Genomic DNA, 22,728 nt, shown 5'->3' with positions numbered 1-22,728 from the left:
ATGGGCCTCCTTCGCTCTGCCCTTGCCCGGCGACGATATGGCCCACGGCCCTTGCGTACATTCAAAAAGCCTTTCTGAATATCACCGTTAACTTTTCATTTGGCTTGACGGGCAATGATCCCGAGCGCGGTGGTAATCACCCGCGCGAAAGTGAGCGCGCCAATCCCATCAACATCGCGCTCCGGCATGAACTCGACGAAGTCCATGGCAGCAATCCTGCCCCGTCCTGCTGCCCCCTTGATGAGATCCACAACCTGATAGTAGCTCAGCCCGCCCGGCGCGCGACCGATAACACCCGGAACGAGCGAAGGATCCAGTGCATCGGCATCGATGCATATGATGATGTCACTGCCCTCCGGGATCAGTCCAAGCGCTGCTTCGACACCAAGCCTGTGTAGATCGCATGCCGAAACGAAGTTAACGCCCCATGCGACTGCGTCTTCATAATCCTGCGTTGCCGCCGATCCAATTCCCCGTGCACCTACCTGGATGATGCGCTCGATGTGCGGCATTTCCGACGCGCGACGCATCGTCGAAGACAGGCCCATGCGCTCGCCCATGTGGATTTCGCGCCAGTCGATATGGGCGTCGATCTGCAAAATGGTATATTTTCTCCCATCAGCAGCCGCACCGATCGCTTCCACCATGGGAATGGGGACGGAATCGTCGCCGCCAAGCAGAATTGGCACTGCGCCACGCTGCAGGACTTTGAGCACCGCATTGCGGATCAACGCACGATTTCCGGCACCATCCTTCTCGTCATAGGGAAGGTTTCCGCAGTCGACAGCCCGCAGACGCGTTTGTGGAAAAACAGCGCCGCCATTGTCAAAATCATGTCGATCGATGTTGGCGGTAAGAGAACCGGTTGCCTGCCGCAATGCGTCAGGCCCGTTGCGGCAATAAGCTCCCACTGAACGATAGGAAGTACCGCAAGGCGCCCCGATCAAGGCGATTGGTGCGACCAATGTATCAAGATCACTGCAAGCCTCAAGGCCGAGAAAGGTCGTCGTTTCCGATGCCGCTCCGAAAAGGGCACCGAGATCTGCTTTCTGATTCATAGGATTTCCTCTGTTGTCTTGGGTGGACAAGTCTTTAATGGGGACGCGATAGGCGCAGGGTCGGGGCGTATTCTGGCGACGCGCGACATCCACGTCGGTGCATGTCAGCCGACCCTGTGTTCGAGATACCCGGCCCATCTGCGTTCGACGAGTTGAAACAGCCCGACCAGAATGAACGTAAAGACCAGGTAAATCATCGCTGCCGTGGCGTATGGCTCGAATTGCACGTAATAGGTCAGTGTGATGTTGCGCGCCACGCCGGTGATCTCAAGCAATGTTACCGTACTTGCAAGGGAAGTTGCCTGCAGCATCATGATCGTTTCGTTGCCGTAGAGCGGCAATGAGCGCGTCAGCATCGCCGGGATGAGTATCCTTCGGGCTCGGGTCAGCGGCGACATGCCATAGGCCCGCGCTGCTTCTACTTCACCAAAAGGGATGTGGCGCAAACCACCGGCAAATATCTCTGTGCTGTAGGCCGTCGTGTTCATTACGAAGGCGATCAGCACACAGACCAGCGGGCTTGAGAGCCAAGGCCATACGATACTCGTTCGGACCAGCTCAAATTGGGCAAGACCGAAATAGATCAGAAACAACTGTACCAAGAGCGGCGTTCCGCGAAAGATCAAGGTATAGACAAAGACAGGATAGCGAAGCAACGGTGATGGACTATTGCGCGCCAAGGCGAGCGGTACGGCGATAAAGAACGAAAGGGCTAGCGATACGACGGTCAACAGCAGCGTCAATTTTGCGCCTGCCGCGTAAAGACCGAGATTTTCGACGATGATGTCCCAATTCATGACGTGATCTCCCTTATGCCGCGCTCGAAGCGGCGCGCAATCATCGCGAGAATCAGCATGGAAATAATGGTTACGACGAGATAGAAGCCGGCGGCAATCAGATAGAAGGTAAAAGGCTTTCCGGTCGCCTCAGCCGCACCCTTGGCCCGGAACATGACGTCCTGCAGGCCAATCAGCGAGACAAGTGCTGTCGCTTTCACAAGTACCAGCCAGTTGTTGGTAAAGCCCGGCAGAGCGAGTCTGATCATCTGCGGCAACACAATGTGCGTGAATACCCGTCGCGGACGCAGCCCATATGCGACAGCTGCTTCGATCTGTCCCTTGGGAATGTTAATCAAGGCGGTCTTGAAGGTTTCAGTCATATAAGCGCCGAAGATCAGGCCAAGCGTCGCAACACCCGCGAAAAGCGGAGAGAACTCGACACGCACCTCGAAACCGGCATTGTCGCCCAGCTGGTTGAGCACTGCGGGCACACTGTAATAGACCAACAGAATGACCACGAGATCAGGGATACCACGAACGACGAAGGTGTAGATTTGCGCGCAGGCACGAAGCAGGAAGCTGCGCGACAGCTTGCAATAGGCAGCGATGAGCCCAAGCACGATCGCGACCATAAGGGATGCGAAGGCAAGCAGCAGGGTTGTTACCCCTGCCGCAAGAATCGTTCGGGTGAAATCGGCGATCATAACAGCTTATTCGCCGAAGTATTTTTTGTTCAACGCCGCGAGTTGACCGTTCCCGCGCAAGGTTGCCAGGCCCTTGTTGATTTGGCTGATGAGCTCGCTGTTTTTCTTGTTGACGGCAACGGCGACACCCTCACCGAACTCCTTGGCATCCTTGCCGGTCAGCTCGGGGCCCACGAGCTCGAAACCCTTGCCGGAGTCCGAGTTGAGGAAGCCGTGAATGATCTGTGCCTGATAACTGATATGGAGATCGGCGCGACCCGCCGTCAATTCGAGATAGGGTGAACTTCCCGTATCGTAGCGTTTGATGATGGCCTTGGGATAATGGCTGGTTATATATGCATCCATCGGTGTTCCTGTCTGAACCGCGATGGTCTTGCCGGCGAGTCCCTCGGGCGTGAACTCGAACGACGCGCCCCTCTTGGCAACGAAACGGAAAATTGGATGATCGTAAATATCGCTGAAGGCGAGAATCTGGCGGCGTTTTTCGGTAACTGTCAATTGCGAGATCAGTGCATCATACTTGCCGTCGATCAGGCCGGGAATCATTCCATCCCAAGCCGCATTGAAAATATCGCAGTCAAGTTTGACAGCATCGCAAACGGCTTGCATCAGCTCGACATCATAGCCGACGAGCTTGCCGCTGGAATCGATCGATTCGAAGGGCGGAAAGGTGGCGTCCGTGGCAATCTTGATCTTGTCGGCCGCGTGAGATGCAGTCGTGATCAGTGCGATCATTGTCGCGGCAAGAAGAGATTTAACAGTCTTGTTCATAAGTCCGTCCTCTGGATTGTGATTGATGGTGTTCTTGTAAAATCGGCTGGCGACAGCGACCCCGCCGCCCGATCGCCGAATTCATGGCTAGTGCTTGAGACGACCAGCCATGAATTGCTGCAGCCGCTCACTGCGGGCATTTGCGAATAGATCTCCTGGCGCCCCCTCTTCCTCGACAGCGCCATTGTGGAGGAAAACCACCTTGCTCGATGCGTGCCGGGCAAATCCCATTTCGTGGGTCACGACAACCATCGTGCGACCCTCATCGGCAAGCGTCTGCATAACTTTGAGTACCTCGCTGACAAGTTCAGGATCGAGTGCCGATGTCGGCTCGTCAAAGAGCATGACGTCGGGATTCATGCTGAGCGCGCGGGCTATGGCCACGCGCTGCTGTTGGCCACCGGAAAGGTGTGAGGGATATTTTTGCAAAACATCATGGCCAAGCCCAACCTTGGACAGATTGGCTTTCGCCCGATCGGTCGCTTCGTCGCGCGATACGCCGAGTACGCTTATCGGGGCTTCGACGATATTGGATATGACCGACATATGCGACCAAAGGCAAAAATTCTGAAAGACCATCGCCAGCTTGCTACGCATACGCTGCAGTTGCGCCTTGTCTTTTGACCTCAAAAGGCCGTCACGATCCGTGGCGGTCTTCAGTGTTTCGCCGTTGATGACAACATTGCCCGAATTGGGACGTTCCAGGAAGTTGACGCAGCGCAGGAACGTGCTTTTGCCCGAGCCGCTGGCTCCGATGATGCTGATGACATCCCCGGCATTGGCAGTGAGCGATATACCCTTCAATACCTCAACATCGCCATAGGATTTACGAATACCGGTAACGGAGAGTTTTTCCATGCTGCCTCCCAACTTACTGCGTAAACACCCCTGTCGCAGCGTGGTCTTTTTTGCCTGATTGTTGTGGCAGTTAATGGCATGAGACAAAATTCGGCAATTGATGATTCTTCCTGCAATACATGAAAATCCATCATGTATTGCAGGGGTCTTTTCAGCATTCACAAGTGCGGAAATCCACCCTTACGTGATAGCTTGTCACGGGTTCATCATGCCGGGGCCTGCCAAAGCAGTGTCAAGGGCTGCGCTACCGCCAAAATGACCAAGCAGCCATCTCATGAAAACGCGCGTGCTAGAGCGCTGCAAGCTCGCCTGACTGCAAACGACATGCCAGCCGCCGAACGCATCTATCGAGAAGGGAAACGGCGTCAGCAGATTTCCGGTCGCAAGGTCCGACGAAGAGAGGGTGTCGCTGACCAAGGCCACGCCAGTCCCGTTGATGGCAAGGTCTATCGCCATGCCCAGATCGCTGCAATAAAGGCCACGCGTAAAGCTGTGCGGATCCTGTGCACCTGCCTCGGTGAGCCACCGTCTCCATTCGGAACCATCATCCCAGTGCAAAAGAATCACATCATGCAGATCCGATACCTTTGTGATGGTCTTTCCGATTTGGTTGAATAACCTCGGGCTACAGACGGGGGTGATATTGACGTGAGCCAAGAGGGTTGACCATTTGTGGGGCCATCCGCCGCTACCGAACAGGATTCCGACATCGATATCTGCAATCTCATGGATTTTCTGGTTCTCGGCGAGCCGGATATGGCACTCCACGCTGGGATGGTCCCGGCAGAAACCCTTCAGATGCTTGGCAAGCCATCCACCCGCAAACATTGGAGGACAGGCAATATCAAGCCGCCCGCCTTCCTGTCCCACCTCGGAAAGCAGGAGCGCCGAAGCCAGAATATTCTGCAGCGCCGTGGCGACGGTTTTGGCGAACACTTGGCCCGCCTCGGTTAAAACAACACCTCTTCCCGCTTTGTTGAAAAGATCATAACCCAGCGCACTTTCCAATTTCCGCAACTGGTGACTGACCGCACTGTCGGTGAGGTGCAGCTCAGCCGCGGCCTTCGACAGGCTTTGATGACGCGCTGCCGCCTCGAAAGTCCGCAGTGTCGGGAGGGGAAGATTTCTAAAGTCCTTCAATGAATCTAACTTTCGGTCCAAATGCCTTCCCGGACTATCGATGAAAACTCCCTATTGTTCAATTCGGTGATGCCATCCTGCCGATGGATCAGCATATACGGGTTTTGCTAAGGCCGAGGACTGCGCGGCGCCCCGGCCGCATAGCGACCCGGCTACCATTTGTATGGGCTGCGATCGGCGGTCACTTTAAAATGCGAGCAAATACTTGGGTTGGATAGAACGTGTCTTTGAACATCGGACAGCATTGAATTGCCACCGATCGGACTGTGGCGAGTTCAAGTTCTTGCGCCGACTCTACGACTGCGTGGAACCGCCCACGCGCTGTTCATGCGTTCCGCCAGGGATGCGTTTGCAGCCGCCTCCTTGGAACGAAGTTCCAATTCACAGACTTTCGCCATAATGCCCGCCATATGACCGCCATTGGGTTTTTGAGCCACACGCGAAGCTTGTCTCCGTTCTGGACATGCGCATCAATCAGAAGCCGCCGGCGGCCTGAAGCACGGTGTGCCCTTCGGCCACGGTCACGAAGGTGTCATCGTCGCCATGCTGCGGCAGATGGACGGGAACCGGCTTCTGCCCTGTGCGCCGCCGGCCGAAGCGCGGCACTGCATCCAGTAGGTTGCGGGTGTAAGGATGCTGGGGATTTTCGATAACGGCCCTGACAGGCCCGCATTCGACGATCCGCCCGCGGTGCATGACGGCGATGCGATCACAGAGGCGCGCAACCACGGCCATGTCATGCGAAATGAAGAGATAGGAAAGATTTCCATCCTTCTTCAGGTCGGCAAGAAGATCGAGTATCTGCGCCTGGATGCTGACGTCGAGCGCAGAAACAGGCTCATCGGCGACTACGATTTGCGGGCTTGGCGCCAGCGCCCGGGCGACAGCAATGCGCTGCCGCTGACCGCCTGAGAATTCGTGCGGATAGCGTTTCGCGAACTCCCGCTTCAGCCCGACCCGCTCGAGCAGATCGGCGACCGTGGTCTTGATCACCGGCCAGTCGCGTTCGCCCCGCGCGAACAGCCCTTCGCCAATCTGCCGGCCGACTGTCAATCGCGGATTGAGCGAGGAATAGGGGTCCTGAAAGATCATCTGGCACTGCCGTTGCTTTTCGCGGCGCACCGGTGGCGGCAAGGTATCGATGCGCATACCCTCGATGTGGAGCTCGCCCGCGGTCGGCGTATCAAGCCCGACGGCGATGCGCCCGAGGGTCGATTTGCCAGAACCGCTTTCGCCGATGATCCCAAGCGTCTCGCCTCGATGCAGCACGAGGGAAACACCGTTCAGCGCATGCACCGTGCGCCGGTTGACCGTAAAGGATTTGCGCAAGCCTTCGACCTTCAGCACGGGTTCGGACATCATGGCCGAGCCCTTTCGAATTCCGCCTCGCGCTGCTTCAGCCCCTTGTCCACCGTCAGGTGCGAGGCAAGCAGTGCCTTGGTATAATCGTGCTGCGGTGAGCGGAGCACCTCATCCACCGTTCCGGTCTCCACAATGCGCCCGCCGCGCATGACGGCGACGCGATCGGCGGTCTCGGCAACAACACCGATGTCGTGAGTGATCAACAGGATTCCGGAGCCTGAGCGCGACTTGAGGTCGACCAGCAGGTCGAGCACCTGCGACTGAACAGTGACATCGAGCGCGGTAGTCGGTTCGTCGGCGATCAGGATGCCCGGCCGTAGTGCAAGTGCTGCAGCAATCATGATACGCTGGCGCATGCCGCCCGAAAGCTGATGCGGATATTGCGCCAGGACGCGATCCGGTTCGGGAATACCGACATCCTCGAGCCAAGTATAGGACGTTGCCAGCGCCTCGCGCCGAGAGACGCCGTTGTGACGCACCAGCCCCTCCGTCATCTGCCGCGCGATGGTCAAGACCGGATTGAGCGAGGTCATCGGCTCCTGAAAGATCATCCCGATCTTGGCGCCGCGCACATCCTGCATCTGCCGACGGCCGAACGCCGAAATATCCTGTCCCTCGATCTGGATGCGGCCGCTCATTTGCGCCACCGCAGGAAGCAGCTTCATGATCGACAGCGAGGTCATGCTCTTGCCGCTGCCGGATTCCCCGACGAGAGCGAGGATTTCGCCACGCGCGAGATCGAAGCTGATGCCGTCGATCGCATAGAAGTTGCCTGTCCCGGTTACAAAGCTGACGGAGAGGTCCCGGACACTGAGATAGGGAATACTCATGATCGTCCCTTGCGACGGGGATCGACGAGGTCCCGCAGGCTGTCACCGATCAGGTTGAAGGAAAGCACGGTCAGGCAAATGGCAACGCCCGGGAAGATCAGGATCCACGGCGCCTTGTTGATGTAATTGCGGCCGGAGGCAAGAATCGCGCCCCATTCCGGAGACGGCGGCTGCACGCCGAGGCCGAGGAAAGAAAGACCGGCGGCAGACAGGATTGCCGAAGAGAAGCCCAGCGTTCCCATGACGATCAGGCTCTGGCCGATATTCGGCATTACGTGCACCCGGACCAGCCGGCCGGAACGGATGCCTGCAAGCCTAGCGGCCTCGATATAGGGCTTGGCCCTTTCAGCCGCCGCCAGTCCGTATGTGACTCGGGCGTAGAAGGGCACGAGGCTGATGGCGATGGCGAGCGTGGCATTCTCGATCCCGGGCCCAAGAAAAGCGACGAGCGCCAGCGCGATCAGTGTGTCGGGGAAGGAATAAAGCACGTCGATGAGACGCAGCAGCACCGCCTCGACGAACCGGCCGGCAAAGGCGGCGATGAGTCCCATCAGCCCGCCGATCACGAGCCCGCTGACCACGGCGGTGGTGCCGATACCGAGGGACAAACGGCCGCCGACCAGCAGCCGGCTCAAAAGGTCACGGCCGAATTCGTCCGTGCCGAACAGATGCGCGGCAGAAGGCGCGGCAAGCCGTGGACCGGCTGCCATCCGCGTCGGATCGAATGGCGCCAAATAATGGGAAAGCAGCGATGTAGCGATGATGAAGATCGCCAGTGCGAGACCGAGAACGACGCTGAACGGCGGGCGCCGAGTCCATATGGAAATCTCTGTCGTAGTGCTCATTTCTGCCTCATGCGCGGATCAAGAAAACTGTAGAGAATGTCGATCAGCATCGAGACGATAACCACAGAGGTGGCGAAGACGACGATAAAGCCCTGGATCATCGGATAATCCCGTTCCAGCATGGCCTGGACCGCCAGGCGGCCGATGCCGTTCCAGGAGAAGACGTTTTCGATGATAACCTGGCCACCGAGCAGATAGGCGAAGACGAGGCCGACGACGGTGACAATGCTGATCAGCGCCGGTCTGAGCGCATGTACGAACAAGACCTCGTGTTCACGCAGTCCCTTTGCACGGGCGGTGCGGATATAGTCCTCTTCCAGCACATCAACCAGCGCCGAACGCGTCATGCGGGCGACAAGCGCGCAATAGGTCAGGCCGAGCGTCAGAGCCGGCAGGAGGATGTTGCGCCAGCTCGACCCAGCGACGGGAAGCCAGTTGAGCTTCAGCGCGAAGAGCTGGATCATGATGAGACCCAGCCAGAATGCCGGGATCGACACGCCGAGCACAGCAATGAACATGACGGCAGTATCAGCGATCCGGCCCCGGTTGACGGCTGCCATGAAACCGAGCGGTATACCGATCGCCAGCGCCAGCGCGAGGCCCGAGACAGCTAATGCAAAGGTGTTGGGCAGCCGTTGCAAAAGCAGCATCAGGACAGACTCATTGCCGCGGATGGTCGTGCCGAGGTCACCCTGCAGCACCTTTGTAAGATAGAGCATCACCTGCTGCCAGACCGGCAGGTCCAGACCGAGGCGGGCACGCATCTCAGCCATCGCCTCCGGCGTCGCAGAGACGGACTGTGCCATCATGGCGGTCACCGGATCGCCCGGAACCACATGGATGAGCATGCCGGACAGCACGATCACCGCTATGACGGTAGAGCAGGCGACAAGCACTCGTTTTAATATCAGAAACGGCATCACGACCCTTCCGGCCATTGACCGCCCTGTCTATTGGCGACAGGGCGGTTCAAACCCACTATTGCTTGAGGGTCACGTCATTAAACAGGAGAGATACCATGAACCCTAGCTTGAAGCCTTCGACTTTTGCGCTTGATGCCATAAGCCAGTTCCAGCCCGGCGATAGCAGCGGGACGGTATAGGCATTTTCCATCAGATATTTTTCGATGTCGTGGATTTTGGCAGCGCGAGCGTCGCCCGACAACCTGCGCTGCTCGTCGAGCATGGTGTCGACTTGTTCATTCAAGCCCATGTTCACGAAGCCGGGGCGCTTCCAAAGGAAGTTAAGATAATCCGGATCCACGCCCGACATGCCCATGGTCCAGACATACGGCATTCCATCAGTGCGCTTATTCTCACTCGTCATGTGATCGAAGTGCGATGCGACCTCGCGCGTTTCGATCTCTGCCTGGACGTTGATAGCAGCCAAATCCTGCTGCATGATCTGATGCATCTGGTCCCAGCCCGACAATTTGTGAGCTACTAGCTTTATTTTCAGCGGCTCATCGGCCGTGTACCCGGCCTTTTCCAAGATCGCCTTGGCGCCATCAGGATCGTATTTCGCCCCCCAAGTGGCGCACAATTCCTCATCCGTGGAAAACAGATTTGGCGCGACGGGGCAATTGGAGGTATGGACCAGACCCTCGAATGCAATGTTGGCATAGGCATCCCGATTCATCGCCATGCCGATCGCCTTTCGGATTTCCGGGTTATCGAACGGCTTGACCTTCCAGGAGAATGCGGCCAACACCTGCTGGCCCGACAGCTCGGCGGCATAGACTTTGAAAGCGCCGTCACTCTTCAGCTCCGCCGTTTCCTCCAACGAAGGCTCAACGAGATCGGCCTCGCCGGAGCGTAGGGACGCCATGCGGGCAACCGCTTCCGGAATGACCTTGAATGTTAATTTGTCGACATGCGGTTTGCCTGGGTTTTCGACAAGCGGATTAAAGTTCTTGTAGTCAGCATTGGCCTGAAGCTGGAGGGTATCGTTGCGCGTCCAACTGACGAACTTGAATGGGCCGGTTCCGATCGGCCTGAAATCGGCGGTAGCAAATGAGGATGGGCAGATGAAGCCCGCCTGGATGCCGGTCAGGAATGAGAAAAACGGGCTGTAGGGTTCCGACAGCGACACCTTAAGCACTTTGCCTTCCACGCTGGTGCCTGTGATCGGCCCCCACAGCGAACGGTCCGGGTTGATGGTGGCCGGATCGATGGCGCGATCAACTCTCGCCTTGGCTGCGGCGGCGTCGAAGGTGCTGCCATCATGGCACTTCAATCCGTCGCCAATGGTGAAGGAATAGGTCTTGCCATCCTCCGACATGGACCACTCGCTGGCGAGGCCCGGATGCAAGGAGCCGTCCTTGTCCATGGTCAGCATGGTATCGAAGATCAGGTTGGTCATCTGCAGCGACTGAGTCGTGCTGGTCTTGTCGGGATCAAGACTGTCGGCGTCGACGGCGCGAGCGACGGTCAGGTCTGTGGCGGCAGCGACGGACAGGCTCAGGCCGGTGCCGAACGCTGCTGCGGCCAGCAGTGCGGAGACAACTTTGCGGAGATGGTGCTTTGTCATAAGCTATGTTCCCTGTTTTTATGATTGGACTGCAAATCATGGATTAGGCCACCGATATTGGCGGACGTTTGCCCTCCCATGGCCTTGCCATTTCAAGCTGCGATGCGAGTCGAAAAAGCAGGCCTTCTGCGGCCGGAGCAGCGGCGAACTGGACGCCGATCGGCAGGCCTTCCGCATTCCAGACGAGCGGTACCGACATAGCTGGTGAGCCGTTGACGTTGAAGATATGGGTGAAGGGCATCCAGGAGAGGTAGAATTCATAATGCTCCCGCATCGACGTCGCCTGCGGGAAGGCGTCGTGCGCAAGCGGCGGCTGCGCAAGCGTCGGCGACAGAAAGACATCATAGCGGTTGAACGTGGAGGTGACGGCAGAGGCGACCGCGTGCAGGCGTGTCGTTGCGACATTGACGTCGACCGCCGAGATACCGTTGCCGGCATCGATCATCTCCCACAGCATGGGCGGAAAATCGTCTGCCGTCAGCTTGCGTCCTAAAACGTCTTCCTCCAGCCTCATGTCGGTCGCATATTCCGCCAGGATGAAGGTTTCGAACGCACTCCAGCCATCTGGCGGCAACTCGATGTCATGGGACTCGCAGATATGGCCTAGGCCTTCGAGCAACTTCATTGTCTCCTCGATCGCCGTGACGCAATCGGGATGGGTCGCCGCACCATAGGGCGCTTTGGTCGAGACGCCTATGCGCAATTTCCCGGGATCGCGGCCGACTTCGCTTGCGAATCCCTCGCCGGGCGGGCTGTTGAAGAATTGGCCGACATGCAGACCCTGGGTCGCGTCCAGCATGCCGGCGCTGTCGCGCACAGAGCGCGAAAGCACGTGCTCGACCAGCATGCCCTGCCAGGTGCTGCCCGACGGGGCGACCGGGTTGCGGCCGCGGCTCGGCTTCAGGCCGAAGCAGCCGCAGGCCGACGATGGCACACGGATCGAACCGCCGCCATCATTGCCGTGCCCCATCGGCACCACGCCGGCCGCAACCGCCGCCGCCGTACCGCCACTTGACGTACCGGCCGTGCGTGTGGTGTCCCAGGGATTGTTGGTTACGCCATGGGCGCGCGAGCGTGTCGTCCAGTCCATGGCAAGCTCGGGAACCGAGGTTTTGCCGAAGATCACAACACCCGACTTTTTGAAGCGACGGACAAGCTCGGAATCTTCGGCGGGTCGGACGGCTGCGCGTGGTGGCCATCCGGCGCCGGTCGGCTGTCCACCATAGTGCGCCGTCAGATCCTTGAGCAGAAAAGGGACGCCCTTGAACGGACCGTCTGAAAGCTCCTGCGCGATGAAGCGTCGGGCTTCCTCCTCGAAGGTGGCGATCACCGCATTGAGCTCGCCATCGACCGCCGCAACGCCGGCTAGCGCCGCATCAAGCAATTCGCTAGCCGTCACCTCTTGCTTGGCTACGAGTTCGGCCAGTCCTGTGGCGTCGAAGTTCCGGTATTCGCTGAGCTGCAACTTGAAAGACCCCCAATTCAGGTAAGGGTCTGAGACTAGATCACGCCCAAATTCCTCGCATGATCCCGAAGGGTGATATCCAGAAATATTTTGTGTCACCCTAAAGAGTGATACGCTCGCATGTAACCGAACTGAATGTGGATGTCTCTTGTCGCAGCAATCGAGCCTCATCAATCGCTACACGTCCCCACCGCGCGCTTCGCAAGGGGTAATCAACCGGCCACGGCTGACGACTATGTCCGACTTGCTGCAGCAACACCGGCTCTGCCTCGTCCATGCCCCCGCCGGTTCGGGCAAGACCACGCTGCTCGCGCAGTGGTATGAGTCCCTGGTAGCGGCCGGCTCCAAAACAGTTTGGTATTCAGCCAGAGAGGCTGACCGCGATCCGCTCTTCTTCGCCGACGCTTTGAATTTCGCTGTCGAAGCAAGCTTCATCCAGTTCGGGGCGCCCGCAAAGTCTCGTGACGAGTCGAATGGCCTAGCTCGCCTAGTGGCAACGACGGCGCGATATGCCGCAATGGCGCCCCTTGCCGTGTTTGTCGATGATTATCATTTCGTAGAAGGCGGAGATGGGGGCGAAACGATAAGTAGCATTCTTGCGGCTCGTATCCCGAATTTGACTATCGTGTTGGCCAGCCGCATCCGTCCCTCAATCCCTATCGGCCGCCTGCGGGTTAGCGGCGAGATCCTCGAAGTACCTGTCGGGGAGCTGTTTTTCGACGAGAGTGAGACAGAGGCCTTTTTCCAGGCGTCGCCAGGCGTATCGATGACCTCTGAAGAGAGCAGGCAGATGCACGGTTACACTGAAGGATGGGCAGCGGGTCTCCGGCTCGCGTCGCTCGTCCTCGGTCGCGTGCCGGGCGCGTTTTCCAACACGCCTCCGACGGGAAGCCATCGCGCCTTTGTAGAGTATTTTCTTGAAGAAGTGATCCTTGGCCTGCCGGAAAAGGTCTGCAGCTTTCTGACCTTGACCTCGATTCTCGACGCGTTGAGTGCTGGCCTCTGCGATGCCGTGACGAGGCGCAACGACAGTACCGAGATCCTGTCTTTCCTCGAAGAAGCCCAGCTTTTCGTGGTCGCCCTGCCGGGAGCGCAGCAATGGTATAAATATCACCACCTGTTCCAGGAATTTCTGCAGACTCGGCTTCATTCCGAAACGGGCATCGACCTCACTGATCTTCATTCGCGCGCCGCCCGATGGTTCATCGAGAGCGGCTCCCCGATGGATGCCGTGCGGCACGCCTTCCTTGCACGCCGTCCAGAATGGGCAGCGGAGATGATCGAGAGCTATTGCCTCTTCGACTATCTAAGCCACGGGCGGTTCGAAGTCTTTTCCCGCTGGATGCAGCAGCTGCCGCGCGATGCGCGCGAAGAACGGCCGCTGCTGCTGTTCCTGCAGGTTTGGCGCTCCATCAACATGCGGCGCTTTCTGCAGGCAGAGCAGACACTTCGCACGATCGAGGCGCTCGCTGCCGACAAGGCAAGCCGAATGTCGCTCATTGCCCGTGAAACCGGACTTGATATCGATGGTCGCCTGCATCTGATGCGTGCTCTCATCGGCGCTTATGGTGGCGACCTTACGAGCGGCCTTTCCCATATCGACGCGCTTGATGGCCACGAGCTCGACCAATTTGCCTTCGGCCAAGTGGATCTCGATTCCATTCACAGTTACCTTGCCCTTCAAGCTGGCGCCCTTGAGCTTGCTGAAAGGCTGACCTGGCGGGCCAAAGGGATATACGACGAGATGGCGGTGCACTGGGGCGGCCTCCATTCCCGCTCCATCGCTGCCATGTGCTATATTGCACGTGGCCATATGCGAGAGGCAGAGAGCGTGGCGGAAGACGCGCTACGAATCGCGCGCAGCAATTTCGGCGAACATTCCTACATGGTTGCGCTGCCCTCTGTGCTTTTGGGCGTTGTTGCTTTCGATCGAGGTGAGTTCGATAAAGCCGAACAGCTCTGGCTTCGCGCCACGCCGTCCGAGCATACTACCGACGTCTCCGGCCTCTGTGAGCGCGTGCTGACCGCAACGATCGGACTTGCCCGCGTCTACGATGCGACGGGCCGTTCGGACGAAGCAACCAACGTGTTGGTGCGCGCCAGCCGCCGCGCCTACGAAACCGATGATTTCCGGTTCGAATTCCAGCTTGCCGTCGAGCGGGCCAGCCGGGCGTTCCGCCTTGGGAATACAGTCGAGGGGTTGCGCGAGTGGGAGCGCCTCACCCTCCACTTGCCAGAGGCCCGGCGTCGCTATCCGCCACAAGCATGGCAGATTTGGGATGCGTACGATGTCGTTGAGGCACGGGCGTTGATTGAAACCGGGCAGAGAGCCCTCGCTCTCGAAAAATTGCGCGCTGTCGAGGCTACGGCGGCCCAGCAAGGCCGCACGTTAAGCGCCCTTCAAGTCGCCCGCCTGGTGACGCGCCTGGGAGGCGGCAGCAGTTCAGTGTTGGCGCTGCAACACCCGGACCTCGGCAATACACTCGACATCTATCTGGATATCCCACAGGCCAGCCTGCCTCCTCGTGCGGACAGACGACTTGCAAGCTCAGCAGATCTTTTCGCAAATACTCTGACGCAACGGGAAGAAGAAGTGCTGGAACTATTACGCTGGGGCCTTTCCAACAGCGAAATCGCTAATAGGCTCAACATCAATATCAATACAGTCAAATCCCATACCAAAAATCTTTTCTCCAAGCTTGGCGTCAAAAACCGAACCCAGGCCGTATTAAGAACTATGTCCTAGATAAAGACCCAGATCAGCCAATTACCTTGAGACATTCGCTATCACGTAGAGGGTTCAATTGCGTATCCGCTCTTTACTCGAGTGGTGCTGGTCCTTCCTGTCGACATATGCGCCTGAAACAGGCTCACGATTTTGGAGGGGAGTTCTGTTGTCCAAGCATTCCTGTAAAGCAGATTCGAGCCACCTAGCGCTTTACCATCGCTCCCAACAGCACGTTGAATTCGTGCTGATGGCCGCGAGACCCCGTCAGTTGCGCGAGCAAGCGATCGACATCAAGCTGCGGCTGACCCTGTTTGACAAGGACGCCGTCGAAATCGGTGTGACGTCTGGAACAACGGATATTGCGCTGGGCCGGATCGTCGACCCCGACGGATAATCTTGTTGTCCAACACCTGGTCGACGATGGTCTCGCCTGTGTTGTTCGAGCCGATCATCATGAGATCTGGGACCAGAGGAGCCCTACGAGCGACTCAAGCACGTAGATGGAATGTTACCATGTCGGATGCGCGCGGGTCTGTTCAATGCTTTGGGACAGAAAGGTCTCAGGCGTGCAGCAGGCGTGTCCATCACTCACTTCCTGGCTATGTATGGGATGATCGCGGTGACAAATTTCTGCGCGACTCTCCCCATGCCGATTTGCCGCAATCGTTAGGGATTCACGTATGAAAGTGCTCCAGACACCGGTTCTCCTGTCCTTCAATGTTGCTCACGATACCATGGTACCGCAATTCGAGGCAGCGAGGAATTCCCCCAGGCTGTCGACTGGATGCGATGTCGAGCCGCCCGGACATCGCGGGACGGCGGCAGGCCGAACATTCGTCCATATTCGCAGGTGAACTGCGGCAGGCTTTCATAACCAACCGCATAGGCTGCGTTGCTGATCATCGCGCCCTCGGCAAGGAGCATTCGCCTCGCCTCGATCAGGGGCAGCTGCTTTTGAAATTGCAGCGGGGTCAGCGATGTAATCATGCGAAAATGCTCATAGAATGCGGAGGCGCTTATTCCCGCCGCCCGGCGAGCTCCTGCACGCGCAATGTCTTCGCGTGGTCCGAGCGAATTATAGCAACCGCGCGCGACACGTTGCGCATAACTGTTGGTGACGCTGAGCGTTCGGATAGCACCATGCCGCATTCATTCGAGACTATTCGCCGTTTTCGAGATTGTCGCAAACCTCGCATGGCTTGCACATAGGGATACATTGCGCACATAGTGTCTTGCCCAACGATGCGATTGCCGAACTTTCGAAAGCAGGAAGTGCCCGTTGAAAGGAACAAACTTCACCGAGTTCTGGAACGGGTGGCAGCTGGTGTTGGCCGGCTTGCTTGGAACAGCTTTTGGTTTACCCGCAATTCCGTTCTACACGATCGGCGTCCTTGCGCCGATCTTCGCGGAAGAATTCGGTTGGTCTTTCGCCGTTATTTTTGGCGGCTTGTCGCTATTGGCGGCAGCTGTTCTGATCATTGGCCCCTTTTTCGCGACGTTGATCGATAGGTTTGGTGCGCGCCTGGTGGCGTCAATCTCCCTGCCATGTCTAGGTCTGAGCTACATGACGCTCGCGGCCTCGAACGGCTCTATCGAACAATATTATGTGTCGTGGCTGGCTATTGGGATCTTCGGGTTGGGAGCGACGCCCGTCGTCTTCACGCGGGTGATCAACAATGCGTTCGAAGAACGCCGAGGTCTTGCCCTTGGCATCGTGCTATCGGGCGCGGGCCTTTTCGCCTTCGTGGTGAAGCCGCTGGCTCAACTGTTGATCGAAACTGGTGGTTGGCGTGTCGCGATCTTGGTGGTTGGGGCAATGCCCATATTCATCGCGTGCCCAATGGTTCTCTGGGGCTTCGCCAGGTTGCCACATACGTATGCTGGCACGGGGCCGGCGCCGAGCGAGGGTTTGCAAGGCATGACCGCTCGTGAGGCCTTCCGCTCCCGCTATTTTTGGCTCTTGGCCATGGTCTTCGTGCCTATGTCGCTCGCCGTCGCCGCGCCACTACCCAATATCGAGAACATACTTCGTTCATTGAGCCTATCTCCCAGCGAAATCGTTCAGCTCGCCTCCCTCGTCGGAATAGCAGCTGTGGCCGGCAGACTGCTTGGCGGTATTCTGGTCGATCGCTTCTGGGCGCCCGCAGTAGGTACGGTCATATTGACGTTGGGCGCTGCCTCCTGCCTCATACTTTCGCAGGGTCATGTGAGCTTTCCCATGGCCTGCATTGCTATCTTGTTGCTTGGCCTCACTTCTGGGGTGGAATTCGACCTGATGGCCTATCTGGTCGCCCGCTACCTCGGGATGCGCAGCTATGCCACGACCTACGCCACTTTGTACGGCATTTTCGTGGTGGGCGCTTTTGTAGGACCCAGCCTATTTGGTTACGCATTCGACAGTACGGGCACCTATTCGGGAATACTCAAAGGCTGTGCGCTGCTGCTTGTGGCTGGTGCGGCAACGATCCTGCTCCTGGGGCCCTATCCGACCCGGGAGAACAAGGCATTCGCCTAGCATCACCGGACCAATTCTGGCTGTCATGACCGATGTTGGTTTTTACCTCTTTTAACCGGCTGTCTTGGTGTCGCCGCGATATCATCTCTCCAGTTCCGGACGGCTGACTCCGACCCGCCATCCGCCGTGAAACATCAGGAGGTTTTATGAGCAAGGGAAAAGTGCTGGTGATGGGCTCGAACGCCACACGTATCGAAATTCAGGGCGGCGGCACCGGGCCAATGGGACAATATCTAAATGAAACAGTGGTGCCTATGCTGGCGCTTGTCGGCGCAGGCTATGAAGTTCTGCTTGCCACTCCTTCGGGCGCCAAGCCTTACATTGACCCGGCATCGGATGCAGTCCAGCATTTCGGCGGCGACGAGGCGGCGTATCTTCGTGGCAAGGATTTCTTCGCCAACGATCCCTCGACGAATACGGGCCGCACTCTGCAATCTGTGATCAAGGAGGGGCTGGATGAGTATGACGGCGTATTCGCGCCAGGCGGACAAGGGCCCGTCGTCGATCTGATGCAGGATCCCGACGCGGGAGAGATCCTTCGGCATTTCCACGCAGCCGGAAAGCCCACCGCCCTGCTCTGCCACGGCCCGATCGTCTCGATCTCCGCAATGCCTCGGGCGACGGAATTTCGCGCGGCGCTGATTCAAGGTGACCGGGTCAAGGCGGCAGAACTTGCGAAGGGATGGCAATATGCCGGCTATAAGATGACGGTCTATTCGGCAACTGAAGAAAAACCCATCGAGGATAACATCCTGCACGGCAAGCTTTACTTCAATATGCCCGAAACCTTGGACTTAGCCGGCGCCGAGACGACAGTTGGTACAGATTTCGAGCCTCATGTGGTCGTCGATCGGGAACTTATCACGGGCCAGAACCCGCGCTCCGATCATCCGATCGCGGCAAAGCTCATTGAAGCACTTGATCGCGCCAGTTTGGCGTCGTGAAGCAAACGGAGCGTAGTACCTCGCGGTGTACATCCTCAACCAAAGGGAAGCTAATTTCATGATACGCATTGCTCTAGCCCTCCTCTTGTCTTTGATTGCTCCCGCAGCCGCGCTGGCTCAATCAAACGAAAAGACCGTGTCGATTGTTCTTGTGCATGGCGCCTTCGTCGACGGCTCCGGCTGGAAGGCGGTATTCGACATCCTGGCTAACAAAGGCTATGAAGTGCTGGTGGTCCAGAACCCGACGATCAGCCTCAACGGCGACGTTGCGGCGACGCAGCAGGTTATTTCAGCTGCAAGACACCCGGTAATTCTCGTTGGCCACTCCTATGGCGGAATGGTCATCACGGAGGCGGGTGACAATCCGAAAGTACGAGGTCTGGTCTATATCGCAGCTTTTGCGCCCGACGCCGGAGAGTCTGTAGCGTCGCTTGGAGAGCAGCCGGTACCGCCGGGAGAGTCGGGCGCGCCGCTACTGCCGCCCCACGACGGCTACCTGCTCGTGGATCCTGCAAAATTCCCGAATGCTTTCGCGGCTGATGTCGATGCTTCGATTACACGTTTTATGGCCATCGCCCAGGTACCTTGGGGGCTAGAAGCGGTGCAGACAAAAATCACCAAGGTCGCGTGGAAGGCCAAGCCGTCGCATTTCATGGTTACCACCAACGATTTGATGATTCCGCCGACTTTTCTTCGGGCATTTGCGAAGCGGTCTAACGCCACAACTGTGGAAATCAACAGCAGCCATGCCGTGATGCTCTCCCATCCGGAGGAGGTCGCGGCCTTCATAGAAACTGCGGGTAGTGCAAAATAGCAGACTGAGAGATTCGGATCATGGCTCACATCAAAATCATCGCGACTTTGTTGGCAAGGCCGGGCAAGGCAGAAGAACTTGAGGCATTGCTTTTCAGCATGGCGCCCAAGTGTAGGGCGGAGCCGGGAAATCTGCGCTGGGATATCTGGCGGGACCAGACGAAGGCCGACCGCTATGCGCTAGACGAGCTCTATGTCGACAATGCAGCGGTGGCGGTCCACCGCGAGACGCCACATTTCAAGAACTATCTGTCGAAAATCCACGACCTGGCGGACCGCAACGCCTTTGTCCTTGAGCCCGCGCTGGTCGCGAACAAGAATGGCTAGAAGTACTATCGCCTGAGGGTATCGAGAAGGTGACGCGCCTTTGCTACTGTCGCACAGGGCGGTACATTATCGAATTGGGCGCAGACGGGCGACAGCAGATCGGCTGCTGCCCGATGGCGGTTAGTTTCCGACCACAGCTCCGCCAGAGACGTCGAGGCCCGCAGCCGGAAGAAAAGCGCACCGCTCTCTCTTGCGGTCTCCGTTGCCAGCAGCAGCGTTTCCGAGGCGCCTGACAGGTCGCCATCCCGCCACTGTAGCAGCCCGCGCACCCGCTGCAGTTCCGGCTGGGACCAGTACTCGCCTTGACGCTCGGCACGATCGAAGGCAAAGCTCAGGCTGTCGCGGGCGAGCGCGAAACGTTTATGACACAATGCGGCTTCCGCAAGGATGGTGAGGTAGACCGGCACCCGAACGATGAAATTGTTGGCAACAAGTTGCCTGATCGCCAGTTGCATCACGTCGACGCCCTCGCTGTCGCCATCCATGCTCCTCACGGCACCCTCATAGAAATGACAGACGGGTCGCCAGATGGCGATATCGCGCAAGGTAAGATTGCGCGCTAGAAACTCAACATGTCGGCGCGCAGTTTCGGTCTCGCCGGACCACAGCGCGATAGGTAGGGCCGCCTGTGCAAGGGCGTTGGAATGTGAAACCAAGTGACCGAGCGCAAGGCTGTGATCGAGCGCATCTTGGAGCGCCGTCGTCGCCTCGCTTCGATCGCCAGCCACCCAGGCCGTCATTGCCAAAGCCACCCGGATCGACACGTACCGGTCCATCTGGAATCGGGCTACGCCCGATTGCTTTGCGGTGGCCGCATGCTCGCGCACGAGCTTCTTCAGGTCATCGTAGGCAAACCGGACCTCGCCGCAGTAAAAGGCGGCCATCAGCCTTACCCGCTCTCCCTCTGCTATGACCGCCCGTTCATTTTCCCCACTGGCGAGCTCGGCAAATTGCCTGAGCGTCGTGATTGCCTGCCTGTGCCGACCGGTGAAGCTTTGCAGTATGCCAAGTCCCCACAAGGTTCGAAGCTGGTAGTCGATATTGCCGATCTCCTGCGCCAATTGGTTGGCATCCATCCACGCCGCGTCTGCTTCGTGACCGAGATGGTCGGAGAAATTGAGGCCCGAGGCATAGGAGGCGATCAGTTTCATTTTGACAGCGGGGTCGCATCGCGAAAGGGCTTCGACTGATTGCAGTGCCCGTTCTACGCGCCGACGACTTTCAGCGACGGTCGACAACTCGTCCCAAAGCGGAATTGCAGCGCTGGTAAGACGCACGCCGACCTCAGGATCGGCGCCCTCGCCCAAAGTCCAATCGATCGCCTTGAGCAAGTCGTTAAACCGCGGTTCGTAAGTGGCGGTCCATTGGTTCCTCGGCTGCCATTGCCACTCCAGCTCGGCTTGCTCGAATAGTCGTAGAAGATGGCGAGCATGGTTGGATTGAGCGTCGGCGGCTTCTCCACTCCAGATTAGCCGCTCGGCCGCAAAGCTGCGAGTACTGTCGAGCAGGCGATAGCGTGGCACGCCGGTGTCGTACGCCACCGACAGGAGCGATTTCGCGGCGAGGTTTTCAGTGCACGCCGCTATCTCCTCGATACTTCCGCCGACACCGATCACATCGGATAGAAAGAAGTTTGCCGAAAAAACCGAAAGCAATCGCAGGAGCCGAGCCTCATCCGCGGATAGGAGTTGGTAGCTCCAATCCAGGGTCGCAAGAAGGGTCTGGTGGCGCGGTAGAGTCTTGCGAGGTCCCGAGTTGAGCGGCTCGAAGCTGCGTTCGAGAAGACCAAGCAAGGTTGCCAGATTCATAGTTGCCAGCCTCGACGCGGCAAGTTCGATCGCAAGCGGGATGCCGTCGAGACGTCGACAAATAGCCGTCACCGTAGGCGCGTCCATGTCATCTAACACGTAGCCACACGCCTCGTGTGCCTTCCTGACAAACAGCTCGACGGCAGCAAAGGCCAGGGCATCCTTTCGGTTGGTGCTACCGTTCCCGTCCGGATACGGGAGCGGGGATAACCGATAGACATTCTCGCACCGCGAGCGGAGCGGTTCACGGCTCGTCGCAATAATGCGAATGTTGGGAAGCGCCAGCCCCAGATGCTCCGCGATGGCGGAGGCCGTGCTAAGAACATGCTCGCAATTGTCGAGCACAAGCAGCATTTCGCAATGCCGCAATGTCTCGACGATGCCGGCAAGCACATTGGTCCATTTGCCGCTGACCCCCAGCGAAGCCGCAATCGCCGCGTCCACAAGCTGTGGGTCACCGATTGTGGCGAGATCCACGAAGCAAACACCATCGCCATAGCGTTTCGGAAGGCGGCCCGCTGTGGCCAATGCGACCGTCGTCTTGCCGACTCCGGCCGGGCCGACAACAGTCACTAATCTTTCCGTCGCAAGCTTGGCTTCGAGCGCGGTGATCACTTGATCGCGACCAATAATCGGCGCGATGTTCGGCAGTTCTCTCGCTGGTGCCATGCCAGAATCGAAAGCCAACGGCGAGTGATCTCGTCCATAGACGCGCAACGGCGCGACAAAGCGATAGCCGCGGCCGCTTACCGTGGCGATGCACGACAGTCCTGATGCTTCTTGCCGAAGAGCACGGCGCAAGGCGGCGATGTTTACCTTCAGGTTGCTTTCATGCACGAAGGTGTCCGGCCAGACGAAGCTCATCAGTTGATCCTTGCCGACGACTTCCCCCGCGTGGATGAGGAGCAGGTGGAGCAGATCGAGAGCCCGGGCTCCCACCCGCAGCGGTTTGTCGCCAAGCATCAACAATTGTCGGTTGGGAATGAACCGATAGTCCCCGAAGCAATATGTCTTACCGTCTAGTTTGCCAGATCGTTCCATGCACCCCCGAATGACTCCGTCATGAACACGATGTTCCGAGTAGCGACTCCTGCATCTGCCAGAACACACCCCAGGCTCGATAGGTGAGCTTCGGTCTGCCAGACCAATTTAACCTCTTAATCCGCGCGCGTATAGCATGCTCGCAAGCGCAGGTCGGAAGTGACACGTCGTAGAGCGGCGATATTGCCATTTGGATCTTGGTCGTGGACGA

At 58.1% G+C, this 22,728-nt stretch carries 20 protein-coding genes; 6 read left to right on the top strand and 14 right to left on the bottom strand.

What is annotated here, in order from left to right:
* Window positions 1-95 precede the first annotated feature (95 nt).
* From CU100_RS15835 to CU100_RS15780, 12 genes are all read right to left on the bottom strand, one after another.
* Window positions 96-1,058 (bottom strand): arginase family protein, encoded by a 963-nt coding sequence (locus CU100_RS15835; protein WP_106717559.1) that lies wholly within the window; start codon window positions 1,056-1,058, stop codon window positions 96-98.
* 104 nt (window positions 1,059-1,162) lie between these two features.
* Entirely contained in the window at window positions 1,163-1,855 is a 693-nt protein-coding gene (locus CU100_RS15830; protein WP_106717558.1) for an ABC transporter permease, read from the bottom strand.
* Window positions 1,852-2,541: an ABC transporter permease gene (locus CU100_RS15825; protein WP_106717557.1), complete on the bottom strand. Its 690-nt coding sequence runs from the start codon at window positions 2,539-2,541 to the stop codon at window positions 1,852-1,854. Before CU100_RS15825 ends, CU100_RS15830 begins: the two co-directional genes overlap by 4 nt.
* 6 nt (window positions 2,542-2,547) lie before the next feature.
* Entirely contained in the window at window positions 2,548-3,312 is a 765-nt protein-coding gene (locus CU100_RS15820; RefSeq protein WP_106717556.1) for a transporter substrate-binding domain-containing protein, read from the bottom strand.
* Window positions 3,313-3,399: 87 nt separating this feature from the next.
* Window positions 3,400-4,170, bottom strand: coding sequence for an ABC transporter ATP-binding protein (locus CU100_RS15815; RefSeq protein ID WP_106717555.1), 771 nt, complete (start codon window positions 4,168-4,170; stop codon window positions 3,400-3,402).
* Between the two features lie 195 nt (window positions 4,171-4,365).
* Window positions 4,366-5,331, bottom strand: coding sequence for a LysR substrate-binding domain-containing protein (locus CU100_RS15810; RefSeq protein WP_106717554.1), 966 nt, complete (start codon window positions 5,329-5,331; stop codon window positions 4,366-4,368).
* A gap of 453 nt (window positions 5,332-5,784) precedes the next feature.
* Window positions 5,785-6,672, bottom strand: coding sequence for an ATP-binding cassette domain-containing protein (locus tag CU100_RS27310; RefSeq protein ID WP_106717553.1), 888 nt, complete (start codon window positions 6,670-6,672; stop codon window positions 5,785-5,787).
* The gene (locus CU100_RS27305) at window positions 6,669-7,502 is read right to left on the bottom strand and encodes an ABC transporter ATP-binding protein (RefSeq protein WP_106717552.1); all 834 of its coding nucleotides are present in this window, start codon (window positions 7,500-7,502) and stop codon (window positions 6,669-6,671) included. The genes CU100_RS27310 and CU100_RS27305 overlap by 4 nt, the downstream gene beginning before the upstream one ends.
* Complete coding sequence (locus tag CU100_RS15795; RefSeq protein ID WP_106717551.1) at window positions 7,499-8,347, bottom strand: ABC transporter permease; 849 nt, start codon at window positions 8,345-8,347, stop codon at window positions 7,499-7,501. The genes CU100_RS27305 and CU100_RS15795 overlap by 4 nt, the downstream gene beginning before the upstream one ends.
* A complete protein-coding gene (locus CU100_RS15790) occupies window positions 8,344-9,267 on the bottom strand; it encodes an ABC transporter permease (RefSeq protein WP_106717550.1) in 924 nt (307 codons plus the stop codon). Before CU100_RS15790 ends, CU100_RS15795 begins: the two co-directional genes overlap by 4 nt.
* A 58-nt stretch (window positions 9,268-9,325) precedes the next feature.
* Window positions 9,326-10,876: an ABC transporter substrate-binding protein gene (locus CU100_RS15785; protein WP_106717549.1), complete on the bottom strand. Its 1,551-nt coding sequence runs from the start codon at window positions 10,874-10,876 to the stop codon at window positions 9,326-9,328.
* Window positions 10,877-10,919: 43 nt separating this feature from the next.
* Window positions 10,920-12,341: an amidase gene (locus tag CU100_RS15780; protein ID WP_106717548.1), complete on the bottom strand. Its 1,422-nt coding sequence runs from the start codon at window positions 12,339-12,341 to the stop codon at window positions 10,920-10,922.
* A gap of 148 nt (window positions 12,342-12,489) precedes the next feature.
* Between CU100_RS15780 and CU100_RS27505 the strand changes: the two genes are divergently transcribed.
* Entirely contained in the window at window positions 12,490-15,087 is a 2,598-nt protein-coding gene (locus tag CU100_RS27505; protein WP_170113862.1) for a LuxR C-terminal-related transcriptional regulator, read from the top strand.
* 229 nt (window positions 15,088-15,316) lie between these two features.
* On the top strand, window positions 15,317-15,463 hold the full coding sequence (locus CU100_RS26935; RefSeq protein ID WP_170113861.1) for a hypothetical protein: 147 nt from the start codon (window positions 15,317-15,319) through the stop codon (window positions 15,461-15,463).
* 320 nt (window positions 15,464-15,783) lie between these two features.
* On the opposite strand, the gene CU100_RS15770 is transcribed toward CU100_RS26935, so the two are convergent.
* On the bottom strand, window positions 15,784-16,218 hold the full coding sequence (locus CU100_RS15770; RefSeq protein ID WP_245419059.1) for a helix-turn-helix domain-containing protein: 435 nt from the start codon (window positions 16,216-16,218) through the stop codon (window positions 15,784-15,786).
* A gap of 130 nt (window positions 16,219-16,348) precedes the next feature.
* On the opposite strand from CU100_RS15770, the gene CU100_RS15765 reads away from it, so the two are divergent.
* The 4 genes from CU100_RS15765 (at window position 16,349) to CU100_RS15750 (ending at window position 19,668) form a co-directional block, all read left to right on the top strand.
* Complete coding sequence (locus tag CU100_RS15765) at window positions 16,349-17,584, top strand: MFS transporter (RefSeq protein WP_106717546.1); 1,236 nt, start codon at window positions 16,349-16,351, stop codon at window positions 17,582-17,584.
* A gap of 146 nt (window positions 17,585-17,730) precedes the next feature.
* Entirely contained in the window at window positions 17,731-18,528 is a 798-nt protein-coding gene (locus CU100_RS15760) for a type 1 glutamine amidotransferase domain-containing protein (protein WP_106717545.1), read from the top strand.
* Window positions 18,529-18,619: 91 nt separating this feature from the next.
* The gene (locus tag CU100_RS15755) at window positions 18,620-19,342 is read left to right on the top strand and encodes an alpha/beta fold hydrolase (protein ID WP_407070341.1); all 723 of its coding nucleotides are present in this window, start codon (window positions 18,620-18,622) and stop codon (window positions 19,340-19,342) included.
* Between the two features lie 20 nt (window positions 19,343-19,362).
* Window positions 19,363-19,668, top strand: a complete 306-nt coding sequence (locus tag CU100_RS15750) for a putative quinol monooxygenase (protein ID WP_106717543.1) — start codon at window positions 19,363-19,365, stop codon at window positions 19,666-19,668.
* A gap of 5 nt (window positions 19,669-19,673) precedes the next feature.
* On the opposite strand, the gene CU100_RS15745 is transcribed toward CU100_RS15750, so the two are convergent.
* Complete coding sequence (locus CU100_RS15745; protein WP_106717542.1) at window positions 19,674-22,517, bottom strand: ATP-binding protein; 2,844 nt, start codon at window positions 22,515-22,517, stop codon at window positions 19,674-19,676.
* Between the last annotated feature and the right edge of the window lie 211 nt (window positions 22,518-22,728).

It is taken from the genome of Phyllobacterium endophyticum (genome assembly GCF_003010935.1).
In the GTDB taxonomy this organism is placed as follows: Bacteria; Pseudomonadota; Alphaproteobacteria; order Rhizobiales; family Rhizobiaceae; genus Phyllobacterium; species Phyllobacterium endophyticum.
This window is presented reverse-complemented; position numbering and strand designations above follow the sequence as displayed.

Bases quoted from the DNA above. Each gene is read 5' to 3' on its own strand.
- CU100_RS15835 (WP_106717559.1), bottom strand. From the start codon at position 1,058: ATGAATCAGAAAGCAGATCTCGGTGCCCTTTTCGGAGCGGCATCGGAA.
- CU100_RS15830 (WP_106717558.1), bottom strand. From the start codon at position 1,855: ATGAATTGGGACATCATCGTCGAAAATCTCGGTCTTTACGCGGCAGGC.
- CU100_RS15825 (WP_106717557.1), bottom strand. From the start codon at position 2,541: ATGATCGCCGATTTCACCCGAACGATTCTTGCGGCAGGGGTAACAACC.
- CU100_RS15820 (WP_106717556.1), bottom strand. From the start codon at position 3,312: ATGAACAAGACTGTTAAATCTCTTCTTGCCGCGACAATGATCGCACTG.
- CU100_RS15815 (WP_106717555.1), bottom strand. From the start codon at position 4,170: ATGGAAAAACTCTCCGTTACCGGTATTCGTAAATCCTATGGCGATGTT.
- CU100_RS27310 (WP_106717553.1), bottom strand. From the start codon at position 6,672: ATGATGTCCGAACCCGTGCTGAAGGTCGAAGGCTTGCGCAAATCCTTT.
- CU100_RS27305 (WP_106717552.1), bottom strand. From the start codon at position 7,502: ATGAGTATTCCCTATCTCAGTGTCCGGGACCTCTCCGTCAGCTTTGTA.
- CU100_RS15795 (WP_106717551.1), bottom strand. From the start codon at position 8,347: ATGAGCACTACGACAGAGATTTCCATATGGACTCGGCGCCCGCCGTTC.
- CU100_RS15790 (WP_106717550.1), bottom strand. From the start codon at position 9,267: ATGCCGTTTCTGATATTAAAACGAGTGCTTGTCGCCTGCTCTACCGTC.
- CU100_RS15785 (WP_106717549.1), bottom strand. From the start codon at position 10,876: ATGACAAAGCACCATCTCCGCAAAGTTGTCTCCGCACTGCTGGCCGCA.
- CU100_RS26935 (WP_170113861.1), top strand. From the start codon at position 15,317: ATGGCCGCGAGACCCCGTCAGTTGCGCGAGCAAGCGATCGACATCAAG.
- CU100_RS15770 (WP_245419059.1), bottom strand. From the start codon at position 16,218: ATGCGGCATGGTGCTATCCGAACGCTCAGCGTCACCAACAGTTATGCG.
- CU100_RS15760 (WP_106717545.1), top strand. From the start codon at position 17,731: ATGAGCAAGGGAAAAGTGCTGGTGATGGGCTCGAACGCCACACGTATC.
- CU100_RS15750 (WP_106717543.1), top strand. From the start codon at position 19,363: ATGGCTCACATCAAAATCATCGCGACTTTGTTGGCAAGGCCGGGCAAG.
- CU100_RS15745 (WP_106717542.1), bottom strand. From the start codon at position 22,517: ATGGAACGATCTGGCAAACTAGACGGTAAGACATATTGCTTCGGGGAC.